The organism is Roseateles amylovorans, assembly GCF_025398155.2.
Taxonomy (GTDB): Bacteria; Pseudomonadota; Gammaproteobacteria; order Burkholderiales; family Burkholderiaceae_C; genus Roseateles; species Roseateles amylovorans.
The window spans coordinates 4,722,957-4,736,549 of record NZ_CP104562.2; the positions used below are offsets into that span (position 1 = coordinate 4,722,957).

Here is a 13,593-nt window from a genome sequence, read left to right on the forward strand (position 1 = left end):
CAACCCGCAGAACCAGCGGCACGGCGGCGTGCTACTGAGCGCATGGCTTCGCAGCCGCTTTCCGTGTTCCTCATCCGCTCCGCGCCCTCTACTGCCGCCATGTACATCCCCCCTCTCACCACGCCCCGAGCCGCCCACGCCCACGCTGAGTTCGCCACGCCCGCATCGCTGCCGTCCGCCTTGCAGGACTTCCTCCATCGGACACCGCTCGCCGCGCGGGTGGTTCAAACGCTGGCGCAGGCGCTGGAAGGGCGAAAGGAGCGAATCGACCTGTCCGCGCACGACCCCGCCCATTGCCTGGTGCCATCGGGCGTCATCGCGCTGCTGGCTCCCCAGGTGACCGAACTTCGACTGCCGCCCGGCTGCGATCTGGACACCATCCATCGGTGGATTCAACACGCCGATCAGCTGCGTGTGCTGGAGTTTCCCGACGTCAGGACCCGCGTCGACCACGCCCCCTGCATCGACCTCGGCCCGGCCCGACGCCTTGAACAGGTGGTCGTGCCGTTCGCCGTTCCCTCGGCGTTCTCCAACCCCCGCTGGGTGCGGATCGGCCCATCGGCGTCGATGAGACGACAGGCCTTGGCGTCCATCCCTCCAACGACCGGCCGCCCTGTGCTCTGCCTGGCGACGCCAGATGACCCGGTGGCCCTTGCTGGCGACAGCGTGCCCGGCCATCGATCACTCGCAGGCGCGCTGCCTCATCCCGCCAGCCCCCCGTCTTCCGCTCAAGCTTCGCTCGCCAACGCGGCGCTCCAGGCCTCAGCGCCCCGCACGCCCGGTGCCAGCCCTCTCGCGCCACTCTCGAAGACGCTCTTGAGCCTGTCCGCCATCAAGACACAAATGACCGAATGGGCCGATCCGAAGCCCAAACACCGCGGCATTGACAATCTGAAAACCATGCTGCATGGCATGACCCGGATCATGGAGGCCATGCCCGCTTCGCTGTTGCCGCTGCTGGCGCGACCGATCTATGACACGGTCAGACTGATGCCCGCCTGGAGCAGAGACCGGCCGCCCACACCGGCCGAGGCGCAAGCGGCGCTCATCGTGCTGCACCACATCGATGCCGTCGCGCGCGTGCTGACCCCGGACGGCTACCGGCTGAGAACGCCCACCGAGTTGGCGGCCGTGGCAGCCCTGCGCGCCTGGGTGACCGAGACCGACCATCCCGACCGGCAACTGGTCCGCGATGAGGTCGCCGAACAATTGGTGATCTTGTGGTCGGATCAGCGTCCCTCCTGCGACGTCCAGCTTCTCTTCGAGGAGCACGGGCTGCCGCTCGAACTGCCCCCGGTGGCGCACATCCGGGCGCTGGGCCCACGCGCCGCGCCATTCGACCTGGTGCTGGGCGACCACCGGGCTCGCGCACCGGCGGCGTTCAGGGCCAGTGCCGCGGCGTTGCCGCTCCGTGGGCTCGAGCTGCTGGAGATCCCGCCGGACGCTGTCCTGGAGAGCTTGGTCCACGGTCTGCGCGTGGGCTCGCTCTGGCTGTCGAAGTGCCGAGGTGGCTTCGACGCCAAGACCTTACGGCGCCTGCACACGCACCTGCCCCAACTGCGCCAGGTGATGGTGCCCATCGATTGGCCCAACCACGCGCCAATGGTCCACGAACGGTCATTGAGCGGCCTGAAGCGGTTCGCGTTGAGCGCGGATGACGCGCAGCAGTGGAAGTCCATGAGACAGCTGTCGACCCATGAAGGATGGGGGCAGGTCGTGAGCGTGCTGTGGGACGGCTTGTGTGAGGCCGCTGCGTTCATCGACTTGAGCGAGTTCGAGTGCGATCTGATCTCGTCCATCTCAGCGGACGTTCAGCGCGAGCTCGGGGTTCATCTGCGACACCTTTGCCTCCCCTCAGGAATGTCCAGCACCCAACTGCACGACTGGCTGCGCGCCTGCCCCCGGCTGGAGCGACTGGAGGCGCTCGACATCGTCGCCAGCGAGGCGATTGCGCTGGATTTGAGCCTGGGGCCGCCCACCCTGCAGCTCTACACCTCGCCCGGCTGGCTGCCGCCAATGCGCCTGGCGGGTCGGCCGGTGCCGCTGGCACTCCACACCGAACCCACCGAGGTGCGAATGGACACCCTTCAGGGCCCGTTTGCCCGTCCGTCGATGGCCGCCCTCACCAACCTGTACGACACCCTCATGACGCCACAGCAGGCGCCCACCGACGCAGTGGGGATCCCCGTGACCGACACCTCAGACGTTGTCCGGACTCAGCAGCTGCTGCGATGCCTGCCCGACACGCTCTTGTCACCCTCCATGCGTGTGGCGCTGCGCGACCTCAGTCAAAGGCGCGGACGCTGGTTCCCGCCCGACAAGCGTCTGGACGCGGCAATGGTTCTGCGCGAAGCGCAACAAGCCCTCACTCAATGGACCCCACAGGGAAGACGGGCCAAGACCGAGGACGAGCTCCGATGCCGGGCTGCCCTGATGCAGTGGGCCGAAGCCGTCGGCGAACCCGACGGCCAGCAAGCCCTGAGAGAAGCGGTGGTCACCCAATTGCTGCGGCACGTGGAACAAGCCGTCGGCCAGCCCATTGCCCTGACCGACGACATCAGCCTGCCCCAGCGCTCCCACGATGCGACCCCACCGCGCTTGGACCTGCCGCCGCTGGCCCTGCTCCATCAGATGGGATTTCGCCGCGACGCGCCCGATGCGCCGGAAATCGATCTGCGCCTGAAGCAGGCCGAACCGCGCGACGTCGACGATTTCCGACAGCAGGTCGGCGATCTGAAGATCCGCCGCCTGACCCTTCATCGGTTGTCCAGCGGCTTGGCGCCGATGGCGTGGATGCCGCGCTCGATTCGCACATTGGATCTGGTCTCCGCCGGGGAACACCTCGATCTCCCAAGCTGGATGACGGCGCTTGACGAACTGCCGAACCTCCACTGCATCTGGGTTCATCAGCGCCAGTGGGACGCGCTGCGCATTCAAGTCGCCGCGCTCAAGGAGCCCGAGCAGGCCACCGCCCTGCTGCTGAGCCTGGCGGTGCCCGCGATGTGGGGCCGCGTGCCCACCCCGATGGAGCAGCGCCAGGCTCCGGCCAGCGAGGTCCTGTCGTGGGAGGCACTGCCCATCGACATCCTGAGGCGCATCCCCCGGCAGTTGCCGCAGTTGCTGAGCGCCGCGACCGAGCTGACGCTGCCGATCGGAAGTCCCACCAGCCTGATCAACGACTTTCTCCGATCAACGCCCTTCCTGCGCGAACTCACGATTGCGGATGCCCGCCAGGACACCGACGAGCCACTGAACCTGCGCCTAGCGCCGGGCCTGCGCCTGCTGCGCACCGGCCCCGGCCTGCTGCCATCCGCCCTGATACCGGATGGGGTGAGGTTGGAAGCCTCCTGGACCATGGACTGCCTCACCGACGAAAGCCGCGAAGGCTCACCGATCACCATTCCTTCGCTGGCACCGCCGTCCGACCTCGACCGGCTGATTGCCAGCGGCGCCGTGCGTCTGGCGATTCCGTCCTTGTGGGAACTGGACAGCATCACCGACCTGGTGTTCAACCGCTACGGCCACTACCGTGGGTCTCAACCGGATCAACCGGAACAACCGGTCAAGGCAGCACCCACGTCGGAGCGGGACAGCGCCCCGGGCAGTACGAACGTAGACAAACGAAAAAACAGAACACTGGCCCTGCACGACGGCCTCAACAAGGGGTCCGCCCTGGCTTGGTCGGATGACCTCAAACTGGGCCCGGCCGCCGCCAACATCCTGCTGCTGGCTCCTGCGGCATGGATCCATTCCGCCCTGGAAGCGCACGGCTGGTTATACGCGGAGCCGCGCATCATCCAATCCGCCCTGCGCGAGACAAGCCGCTGGGAACACCACGAACTGAAAGACCTCCTTGGCGCGATCGAGAAGGTCCACGAGGTTCTCGATCGCATCTTCACCGTGCCTGGCACGACGGGAACGCGGCGACGACTCAAGACGCCGGCAGAGATTCAGGCCGATGCGGCCGAGCGGATCGAGGCGCTCCAGCCGGCGGCGCAGGAGGCACCGTTGGTGGACAAGGCTTCAGAAGCCTACGCATGAGGTGCGGCCGTGCGCACACCGGGACGCCCGGTGCTCACACTTCCAGCCACTCCTTGCGCACATAGGCATTCGCCCGCAGGTCTGCGGGCGTGCCCTCGAACACGATGCGGCCATGGCCCATCACATAGCAGCGTTCGGAGATCTCCAGCGCAATCGCCAGCTTCTGCTCCACCAGCAGCACCGACACGCCGCGCTGCTTCAGCGTCTTCAGATAATCCGCCACCAGCTCGACGATCTTGGGCGCCAAGCCCTCGGTCGGCTCGTCGATCATGATCAGGTCCGGATCCCCCATCAGGGTGCGGCACAGCGTGAGCATCTGCTGCTCACCGCCGGACAGCACGCCCGCCTCGGTGTGCTGTCGCTCCTTCAGCCGCGGGAACATGCGGTACATGTCGTCGTAGCTCCAGCGCGGCGTCTTGCCGCGCCGCCCGGACTTCTCGCCCAGCATCAGGTTCTGATGCACCGTCAGTCGGGCAAAGATGTCGCGGTTCTCCGGCACATAGCCGATGCCCTGATGCGCCACCTCATAAGCCTTCTGCCCCAGCAAGGGCTTGCCGCCCCAGGTCACCGAGCCGGTGCCGTCGACCTGGCCCATGATCGTCTTCACCGTGGTGGATCGCCCCGAGCCATTGCGTCCGAGCAAGCTGACGATCTCTCCAGGTCGGACCTCCATCGTCACCCCATGCAGCACATGGCTCTTGCCATAGAAGGCATGCAGGTTGTCCAGCTTCAGCGTGCGTGCGTCGTTCATGTCCTGCCTCCGCGCCTCAGGCGCCTGCTGCCTGCGCCTGGGCTTCGGCCAGCACCGAGCCCAGATAGGCTTCCTGCACCCGGGGATTGGCCCGCACCGCTTCCGGCGTGTCGAAGGCAATCACCTCCCCATACACCAGCACCGCGATCTTGTCGGCCAGACCGAACACCACGCCCATGTCGTGCTCCACCGTCAGCAGGGTGCGCCCCTCGGTGACCTGGCGAATCAGCTGAATGAAGCGATGGGTTTCGCTCTTGCTCATGCCGGCGGTCGGCTCGTCCAGCAGGATCACCTGGGCCCCGCCGGCGATGGTGATGCCGATCTCCAGCGCACGGGCTTCCGCATAGGTCAGGTTCATCGCCGGGACGTCGCGTTTCTTGTCGAGATGGATCATCTCGAGCAATTCGTCGACCCGGTCATTGACGTCATCCATCCCCGCCAGGAACTTCCAGAACGCATACCGGTGGCCCATGGACCACAGCAGCGCACAGCGGATGTTCTCGAACACCGACAGCCGCGTGAACAGGTTGGACACCTGGAAGCTGCGCGACAGCCCGCGGCGATTGATCTGGTAGGGCTGCAACTGGTCGATGCGCTCGCCAAACAGGCGGATCTCGCCGCTGCTGGGCGTGAAGCGGCCGCTGATCAGGTTGAACAGCGTGGACTTGCCGGCGCCATTGGGACCGATGATGGCCACCCGTTCGCCGGGCTTCACCGCCAGTTCGGCGCCACGGATGATCTCGCTCTTGCCGAAGCGCTTGCGCACCTCGCGCAGTTCCAATGCATAGGTCGTGCTCACAGGCTCTCCCGGCGCTTGATCTCTTTGTCGATGTCCGCCTGGACCTCGTCCCACTCGCGCTTGTACTGGCGGCGCGCCACCTCGAACAGCGCCAGTCCGGTCAGCAGCACGAAGCCGGCGCCGAACCAGGCATCCAGCGACTTGGCATTCAGCGTCGCGCCCAGATAGCGCATCTCCGGCCCCAGCGCCTCGTTGAGCTGCAGGTGATAGAGCATCTCCACCATGGCCGATCCGCCCAGCAGCACCGTCAGGCCGGTCACGCCCAGCGCCAGGTAGGACGTCCAGAGCTGCCGCAGCTTGCCGAACGCCGCCACCCGCAGGTTCATCATGATCAACGCCGCGAAGCCGCCCGGCGCATACATCACCATGAACAGGAAGGTCAGTCCCAGATACAACAGCCAGGCCTTGGTCAGCTCCGACAGCAGCACCAGCGCCACCACCATCAACACCGCGCCGATGATCGGTCCGAAGAAGAAGGTCGCGCCGCCCAGGAAAGTGAACAGCAGATAGGCCCCGGAACGCGCCGCACCCACCACTTCCGCGGTGACGATCTCGAAGTTCAGCGCGGACAGCCCACCCGACACACCGGCAAAGAAGCCGGAGATCAGGAAGGCCAGAAAGCGCACCCACTGCGTGTCATAGCCGATGAACTGCACCCGTTCCGGGTTGTCGCGCACCGCATTGAGCATGCGGCCGAGCGGCGTGCGAGTGAAGGCATACAGCAGCCCGGTGCAGATGAAGCAATAGACCGCGATCAGGTAGTAGACCTGGATCTGCGGACCGAAGCTGATGCCCAGCAACGGCTGGCCCACCACCCGGTTGCCGGAGATCCCGCCCTCGCCGCCGAAGAATTCCGGCAGCATCAGCGACATCGACCAGATCAGCTCGCCCAGACCCAGCGTGATCATCGCGAACGGCGTGCCGGACTTCTTGGTCGACACCCAACCGAACAGCGCCGCAAAGCCCAGGCCGGCCAGACCGCCGACGATCGGCACCAGGCTCACCGGCAAGGCCAACTGACCACCGGAGACCAGGTTCAAGGTGTGGATCGCCAGGTAGGCGCCCAGCCCGCTGTAGACCGCATGGCCGAAGCTCAGCATGCCGCCCTGGCCGAGCAGCAGGTTGTAGGACAGACAGGCGATGATCGCGATGCCCATCTGGGACAGCATGGTCTGTGCCAGGCTGCTGGTCCACAACAGCGGCGCCACGATCAACGCGGCGGCATAGGCGCCCCAGACCAGCCATCGACCGACGTTGTAGGGCTTGAAGTGATAGGTGGATCCGCGCGGCGCACGGCGTCGGTCCGAGGCGGTGGCGCGCGCGGTAGGGAACGGGCCGGCTGCAGCTGCTGCGGCGGAGGATGGGGCGGGGGGAGGCGAAGGCATCACGGCGGCCATGGGTCAGTCCTCCCGGGTGCCAAGCAGGCCCTTGGGCCGGAAGATCAGGATCAGCACCATCAGCAGATACGGCAGGATGGGGGCGACCTGGGCGAGCGTCAGTTTCAGCAGCGGATAGCCAAAGGTCTCGGGGCCGAGCTGGAAGACCTTGGCGAGCGAGGCGTCGACCGTCAACGGCAGCGTCTGCAGCAGGCCGATCAGGATCGACGCCACGAAGGCGCCGGCCAGCGAGCCGACGCCGCCGATCACCACCACCACGAAGATGATCGACCCGACGATCACTGCCATTGCGGGCTCGGTCACGAAGGTGATGCCGCCGATCACTCCGGCCAACGCGGCCAGGGCGCAGCCGCTGCCGAACACCAGCATGAACACCCGGGGCACGTTGTGGCCGAGGGCTTCCACCATCTCCGGATGGGTCAGGGCGGCCTGGATCACCAGCCCGATGCGGGTGCGGGTGAGCAGCAGCCAGAGGGCGAGCAGCATGAACAGCGCGACCAGCATCATGAAGGCGCGGGTCAGCGGGAACTTGGAGCAGCTGGCGGCGGCGCACAGCGCGGCGGGGGCATCGCCCCAGACCAGGGACAGGCTCTGCTGCGGCGCGTGCACCAGGGTGAAGGCGGCGCCTTGCAGCGACGGCGGGGGCGAGAACGGCAGGGCAGTGCGTCCCCAGATCAGTTGCACGACTTCGAGGGCCACATAGGACAGGCCGAAAGTGATCAGCAGCTCGGGCACGTGGCCGAACTTATGGACCCGGCGCAGCGCGCCGCGTTCGAACAGGGCGCCGAGTCCGCCGACCACCAGCGGGGCGAGCAGCAAGGCGGGCCAGAAGCCGATCCATCCGGTGATGGTGTAGGCCACATACGCGCCGAGCATGTAGAAGCTGGCGTGGGCGAAGTTCAGCACGCCCATCATGCTGAAGATCAGCGTCAGGCCGGCGCTGAGCATGAACAGCAGCAGCCCTGAGGACAGACCGTTCAGCAGGTTGATCAGGATTTGTTCCACGTCGTGTGCTCAGCCTTGATTCAAAAAGTGCAGGTCATCCAACTCAATCGATCGATCGATCGATCGCCCCGCCCCAGCCCCCACCACCAACCGCTCGCCGCCCCCAAGCCAGCGCCTAGGCTACCGGCACAGCCGGCACGCCAGCCGTCACCGAGGTGCTCGGAAGCTCGTCGCGCCCCACAAGCCAGCACCTAGGCTACCGGCGCAGCCGGTATGCCAGCAGTGACCGAGGTGCTCGGCGCGCCCCACAAGCCAGCACCTAGGCTACCGGCGCAGCCGGCATGCCAGCAGTGCCCGAGGTGCTCGGGTGAAGGGGGGAGGGGCGTAGCGAGCGGGCCGAGGTTGGGTCCGAGGCGCGCAGCCGTACTCCCGTACGGCGAGCACCGCGGACCCAAGATCGGCCCGCGCAGTAGCCCAGCCCCCCTTCACCGTTTCATTTGGCAGGAGGTGGGAGTGCTGGAGATGTAAGGATCGAACGTTCTCACCGGCGCAAAGTTATAGCCCGTGTTCTCCACGCTATAGCTGCGTTTCGCATCCGCCTTCTGCCACACGGTCAGGAACAGTGTCTGCTGCAGCTGATGGTCGGTCTTGCGCATCTCCACATCGCCATTGAAGCTCTTGAACTTCAGACCTTCCAGCGCTTTCGCCACCTTCACCGGATCGGTGCTCTTGGCCATCGCCATCGCCTGGCTCAGCGCGTTGTAGATGTGCAGCACGCTCCCGGTATAGAAGTCGTCATTGAACTTGGCCTTGTACTCATTGGCCCACTGCTCGGTCTGCCCACCCAGGCTGTTGTGGTTGTAGGAGATCTGATAGACCCGCCCTGCCCCGCCAGCGCCAATGGCCGTCGGCGTGCCGGTCACCCCGGCATAGTAGGTATAGAACTTCCCGTTGTACCCCGCCTCATTCGCCGCCTTGACCAGCAGCGCCAGGTCGGAGCCCCAGTTCCCGGTGATCACGCTGTCCGCCCCCGCCGCCTTGATCTTGGCCACATACGGCGCGAAGTCCCGCACCTGCGCCAGCGGATGCAGATCCTCACCGACGATCTGCACATCCGGCCGCTTCTTGGCCAGCATCTCCTTGGCGTACTTGGCCACCTGCTGACCGTGCGCATAGTTCTGGTTGAGCAGGAACACCTTCTTGATGTCGGGCTGGTCCTTCATGAAGGTGGTCAGCGCTTCCATCTTCATCGAGGTGTCCGCATCGAAGCGGAAATGCCAGTAGCTGCACTTGCTGTTGGTGAGGTCCGGATCCACCGCCGAGTGATTCAGGTAGAGCACCTCCTTGCCGGGATTGCGCTCGTTGTGCTTGTTGACCGCATCGATGATGGCCAGCGCCGCACCCGACCCATTGCCCTGCGTCACATAGCGCACGCCCTGGTCGATCGCGGACTTCAGCGCGTTCAGCGATTCGGCGGGACTGAGCTTGTTGTCGATGGCGATGATCTCGAACTTCACGCCCGCCGGGTTGCTGGCGTTGAACTTCTCGGCAAAGAACTGGAAGGACTTCACCTGGTTCTGGCCCACCGGCGCCATCAGGCCCGACAGCGGATCGATCCAGGCGATCTTCACCGTCTCGCCCTTCTGCGCCTGCGCGCCGGTGGCCGCCACGACGGCGAACGCCGCCACCGACAGCGTGCGCACCAGCGGCAGGTGCAGGCCGGGGATCGAACGCTTGCTGTGCTTGCTCATGGATGTCTCCTGATGTGGTTGTGTTGCAAGGCTTCTTCGAAAGCGAGGGACGACAGGACGATGCGCCTCGCTCAGGACCTGAACCGAGGCCGGAGATCAGCGGCCATCAGGCCGCGGGAACAACAACAGGGCCGGGCGGATGCCGTAGCGAACGCGAGGCGTCCCGCATCACAGCGCCAGAGCGGCCGATCAACAGACCCGCCCTCAGCACCCGGGCAGGCGATGGCCGCGGAACTGTTCGCGCAACTTCAGCTTGAGCATCTTGCCGGTGGCGGTGTGCGGGATCTCGGCCACAACGACCACGTCGTCCGGCACCTGCCACTTGGCGATCTTGCCCTCGTAGAACGCCAGCACCTCGTCTCGCGTGAGCGTGACACCCGGCTTGGGGACCACCACCAGCAGCGGCCGTTCGTCCCACTTGGGATGCGCCACCGCAATCACGGCGGCCTCGTGCACGCCGGGATGGGCCATGGCGATGTTCTCCAGCTCGATGGAGCTGATCCATTCGCCGCCGGACTTGATCACATCCTTGCTGCGGTCGGTGATCTGCATGAAGCCGGCCGCATCGATGGTCGCCACATCACCGGTGGGAAACCACAGCCCGGCATCGCGCCCATCCTGGCCGGACACCGGCACCAGCGGCGACGCGGTCTGGCCGAAATAGCTGTCGATCACCCAGGGGCCGCGCACCACCAGGTTGCCGGCGCTGCGGCCGTCCCAAGGCAGTTCGCGGCGCTGGTCGTCGACGATCGTCATGTCGATGCCGTAGATCGCCTTGCCCTGCTTTTCCAGCAGGTGGCGCTGCTCGGCAAGCGGCAGCTTCAGCTCGTCGCTGCCCAGCTTGGACAAGGTGCCCAGCGGCGACAGTTCGGTCATGCCCCAGGCATGGATCACCTCCACGCCGTAGTCGTCCATCAGCGTGCGCAGCATCGCCGGCGGACAGGCCGAGCCGCCGATCACCGTGCGCTTGAAGCTGCTGAAGCGCAGGGCGTTGGTCGCAACATAGTTCAGCAGGCCCAGCCAGACCGTCGGCACCCCGGCGCTGAAGGTGACCTGCTCCGATTCGAACAGCTCGTAGAGCGACTTGCCGTCCAGATGCGGCCCGGGAAACACCACCTTCGAGCCCACGATCGCCATCGCGTAGGGCAGGCCCCAGGCATTGACGTGGAACATCGGCACCACCGGCAGGATCACGTCACGCCGCGAGCAGGCCATCGCGTCCGGCAGCGCCGCCGCATAGGCATGCAGCACGGTGCTGCGGTGGCTGTAGACGGCGCCCTTCGGATGCCCGGTGGTGCCGCTGGTGTAGCAGAGGGTCGAGGCGGTGTGTTCGTCGAACTCCGGCCAGACGTAGTGACCGTCCTCGGCGGCGAGCAGATCGTCGAAGCACAGCAGCCCCGGCAGCGTGGTCTGCGCCGGCATGTGGGCCCGGTCCGTCATCAGGATGAAGTGGCGCACCGTGGTGAGCTGCGGCCCGATCTTCTCCACCAGCGGCAGGAAGGTCAGGTCGAAGCACAGTGCGGCATCCTGCGCATCGTTCGCGATCCAGGCGATCTGCTCGGGAAACAGGCGGGGATTGATGGTGTGGCAGACCCGCGCCGAGCCCGACACCCCGTAATAGATCTCCAGGTGACGGTGGCCGTTCCAGGCCAGCGTGCCGACCCGGTCGCCGGCAGCCAGTCCCAGGCGATCCAGCGCCTGGGCGAGCTGCCGGGCGCGCCGCACGACCTCGGACCAAGTCGTGCGATGCAGGTCGCCCTCGCAGCGCTTGCTGACGATCTCGGTGTTCCCGGAATGCCGGGCCGCATGCTGGATCAATGAAGAGATCAGCAGCGGCATCGACATCATCTGGCCCATCAGCGCCATGTGTGTCTCCTAGATCTTGTCGGCCTGCTCCGGCCCGGTCGGTGATGAACACCTCCACGGGGCCCGGCGGGCACTTGTGCGGACCAGTCTAATGCGCGGGTCTGTGCGGTTGGCGTCACCCTAGTGACGCAGCCGCGATTGCGGCATAGGGGATTTCCTGGGCGGCACCTCGGTTTTTGCGAGCCGCAGGCGCCGCCACCATCGCTCCGCCGGACCCTTGCCCAGGCAAGCAGCGCAAGGCCCCCGTGCCGACAATGAGAAACCTCGCTCGCTACACTGCCCGGATGAATGCGCCCGAGATGCTCGCACCGCCCTGGTCAGGGACTGATGCGACGGCCTGGACCAACCGCTTCGCGGCATTGGGACCGGACTTCTTCACCGAGCTGAATGCCGCCGGCCTGCCCGACCCGCACTGGGTCGCCACCAGCCCGGACTGCGCCGCCCTGCTGGGCTGGCCGCAGGACTGGTGGCAGCAGCCCGGTGCCCTGGCGGTGTTCAGCGGCAACGCCCGCCACGCGGGCATGCGGCCCTTGGCCAGCGTCTACAGCGGTCACCAGTTCGGCGCCTGGGCAGGTCAGCTCGGGGACGGACGAGCGCTCTGGGTCGGTGAACTCGGCACCCCGAATGGCCCGATGGAGCTGCAGCTCAAGGGTGCCGGCCCCACGCCCTATTCCCGGCGCGGCGACGGGCGCGCGGTGCTGCGGTCCTCGATCCGCGAGTTCCTGTGCTCGGAGGCGATGGCCGGCCTCGGCATTCCGACCACCCGCGCGCTGTGCATCACCGGCTCGACCGCGCTGCCGGTGCGACGCGAGACCCTGGAGACCAGCGCCGTGGTGACGCGGGTCGCGCCGAGCTTCCTGCGCTTCGGCCATTTCGAGCACTTCGCCCACCATGGCCTGCCGGCGCAGTTGCGCACCCTGTTCGACTTCTTCGTTCAGCACTACGCGCCCGAATGCGCCGACGCGCCCCAACCGGTGACGGCGGTGCTGGCCAAGGTGGCCGGGCAGACCGCCGAGCTGATTGCCCAATGGCAGGCGGTGGGCTTCATGCACGGCGTGATGAACACCGACAACATGTCGATGCTGGGCCTGACGCTGGACTACGGCCCGTTCGGTTTCATGGACGGTTTCGACCCGGGCCACATCTGCAACCACTCCGACCATCAAGGCCGCTACGCCTTTGCGCGCCAGCCTCAGATCGGTTTCTGGAACCTGCATGCGCTGGCCCAGGCACTGCTGCCGTTGATGCCCAACGCCGACACCGATGCCGAAGCCGCCGGCGACGACCTGCTGGAAGCGCTGGAGGTTTACCGGGAGCGCTTCGGCCAGGCCATGCTCAGCGCGATGCGCGCCAAGCTGGGCCTGCTCGCCGACACCGACGCGGCTGCGGAAGACGGCGTGCTGGTGGACGACTGGCTCCGCCTGCTGTCGGCGCATCGCACCGACTACACCATCGCCCATCGCCGGCTCGCCGCCTTCCGGGCGGATCTGGCGATCGACGATCCGGCGCAATCGACGATCCGTGACCTCTTCCTGGACCGCGCCGCCTTCGACGCCTGGGCGCAGCGCTATGCCGCGCGCCTGAATGCCGAACCCGCCGACGCCTCGGTCACCCGTGCGGCGCGAATGAATGCGGTCAATCCGGCGGTGGTGCTGCGCAACCACCTGGCCGAAACCGCCATCCAGCGTGCCCAGGCCGGCGACTTCAGTGAAGTGGAACGGCTGCTGGCCGTGCTGCGCCATCCGTTCGACGAGCCCGCCCGGGCCGCCGATGCTGATTTCCCGCCCGACTGGGCCCAGCAGCTGGAGGTCTCCTGTTCGTCATGAGCCAGGATCAAGACCGCCCTCCGACCTGTTCCGCCGACACCGGCGTCGACCGGGACGGGCAGCGTGATCCGGCACGCAGCGCCCAGGCGGCGCCGTTCACCCATCAGGAACGCGACCGCGAGCTCGACGACCCGGTCCGCCACCGCGACGCCGAACCGTTCTGCACCAACTCGGCCGCGATAGACTTCATGCCCCAGCGCTGAGCGCCGCAGACCCC

At 66.6% G+C, this 13,593-nt stretch carries 9 protein-coding genes; 3 read left to right on the plus strand and 6 right to left on the minus strand.

The window, feature by feature from the left end:
* Positions 1–99 precede the first annotated feature (99 nt).
* Positions 100–4,041, plus strand: coding sequence for a hypothetical protein (locus N4261_RS19590; protein WP_261756944.1), 3,942 nt, complete (start codon positions 100–102; stop codon positions 4,039–4,041).
* Positions 4,042–4,075: 34 nt separating this feature from the next.
* Here the strand turns inward: N4261_RS19590 and N4261_RS19595 are convergent, their stop codons facing one another.
* The 6 genes from N4261_RS19595 to N4261_RS19620 all read right to left on the minus strand — a co-directional run bounded on the left by N4261_RS19595 (position 4,076) and on the right by N4261_RS19620 (position 11,550).
* A complete protein-coding gene (locus tag N4261_RS19595; protein ID WP_261756945.1) occupies positions 4,076–4,792 on the minus strand; it encodes an ABC transporter ATP-binding protein in 717 nt (238 codons plus the stop codon).
* 16 nt (positions 4,793–4,808) lie between these two features.
* Positions 4,809–5,591, minus strand: a complete 783-nt coding sequence (locus tag N4261_RS19600) for an ABC transporter ATP-binding protein (protein ID WP_261756946.1) — start codon at positions 5,589–5,591, stop codon at positions 4,809–4,811.
* On the minus strand, positions 5,588–6,988 hold the full coding sequence (locus N4261_RS19605) for a branched-chain amino acid ABC transporter permease (RefSeq protein WP_261756947.1): 1,401 nt from the start codon (positions 6,986–6,988) through the stop codon (positions 5,588–5,590). The genes N4261_RS19600 and N4261_RS19605 overlap by 4 nt, the downstream gene beginning before the upstream one ends.
* Positions 6,989–6,991: 3 nt before the next feature.
* Positions 6,992–7,936, minus strand: a complete 945-nt coding sequence (locus N4261_RS19610) for a branched-chain amino acid ABC transporter permease (protein ID WP_435532079.1) — start codon at positions 7,934–7,936, stop codon at positions 6,992–6,994.
* A 482-nt stretch (positions 7,937–8,418) separates the two neighbouring features.
* Positions 8,419–9,684, minus strand: a complete 1,266-nt coding sequence (locus N4261_RS19615) for a branched-chain amino acid ABC transporter substrate-binding protein (RefSeq protein ID WP_261756949.1) — start codon at positions 9,682–9,684, stop codon at positions 8,419–8,421.
* Positions 9,685–9,888: 204 nt separating this feature from the next.
* The gene (locus N4261_RS19620) at positions 9,889–11,550 is read right to left on the minus strand and encodes a 3-(methylthio)propionyl-CoA ligase (protein WP_290428832.1); all 1,662 of its coding nucleotides are present in this window, start codon (positions 11,548–11,550) and stop codon (positions 9,889–9,891) included.
* A 284-nt stretch (positions 11,551–11,834) separates the two neighbouring features.
* On the opposite strand from N4261_RS19620, the gene N4261_RS19625 reads away from it, so the two are divergent.
* Entirely contained in the window at positions 11,835–13,376 is a 1,542-nt protein-coding gene (locus N4261_RS19625; RefSeq protein ID WP_261756950.1) for a protein adenylyltransferase SelO, read from the plus strand.
* A complete protein-coding gene (locus N4261_RS19630) occupies positions 13,373–13,579 on the plus strand; it encodes a hypothetical protein (protein WP_261756951.1) in 207 nt (68 codons plus the stop codon). The genes N4261_RS19625 and N4261_RS19630 overlap by 4 nt, the downstream gene beginning before the upstream one ends.
* Positions 13,580–13,593 lie beyond the last annotated feature (14 nt).

Bases quoted from the DNA above. Each gene is read 5' to 3' on its own strand.
- N4261_RS19590 (WP_261756944.1), top strand. From the start codon at position 100: ATGTACATCCCCCCTCTCACCACGCCCCGAGCCGCCCACGCCCACGCT.
- N4261_RS19595 (WP_261756945.1), bottom strand. From the start codon at position 4,792: ATGAACGACGCACGCACGCTGAAGCTGGACAACCTGCATGCCTTCTAT.
- N4261_RS19605 (WP_261756947.1), bottom strand. From the start codon at position 6,988: ATGGCCGCCGTGATGCCTTCGCCTCCCCCCGCCCCATCCTCCGCCGCA.
- N4261_RS19610 (WP_435532079.1), bottom strand. From the start codon at position 7,936: ATGCTCAGCGCCGGCCTGACGCTGATCTTCAGCATGATGGGCGTGCTG.
- N4261_RS19615 (WP_261756949.1), bottom strand. From the start codon at position 9,684: ATGAGCAAGCACAGCAAGCGTTCGATCCCCGGCCTGCACCTGCCGCTG.
- N4261_RS19620 (WP_290428832.1), bottom strand. From the start codon at position 11,550: ATGGCGCTGATGGGCCAGATGATGTCGATGCCGCTGCTGATCTCTTCA.
- N4261_RS19625 (WP_261756950.1), top strand. From the start codon at position 11,835: ATGAATGCGCCCGAGATGCTCGCACCGCCCTGGTCAGGGACTGATGCG.
- N4261_RS19630 (WP_261756951.1), top strand. From the start codon at position 13,373: ATGAGCCAGGATCAAGACCGCCCTCCGACCTGTTCCGCCGACACCGGC.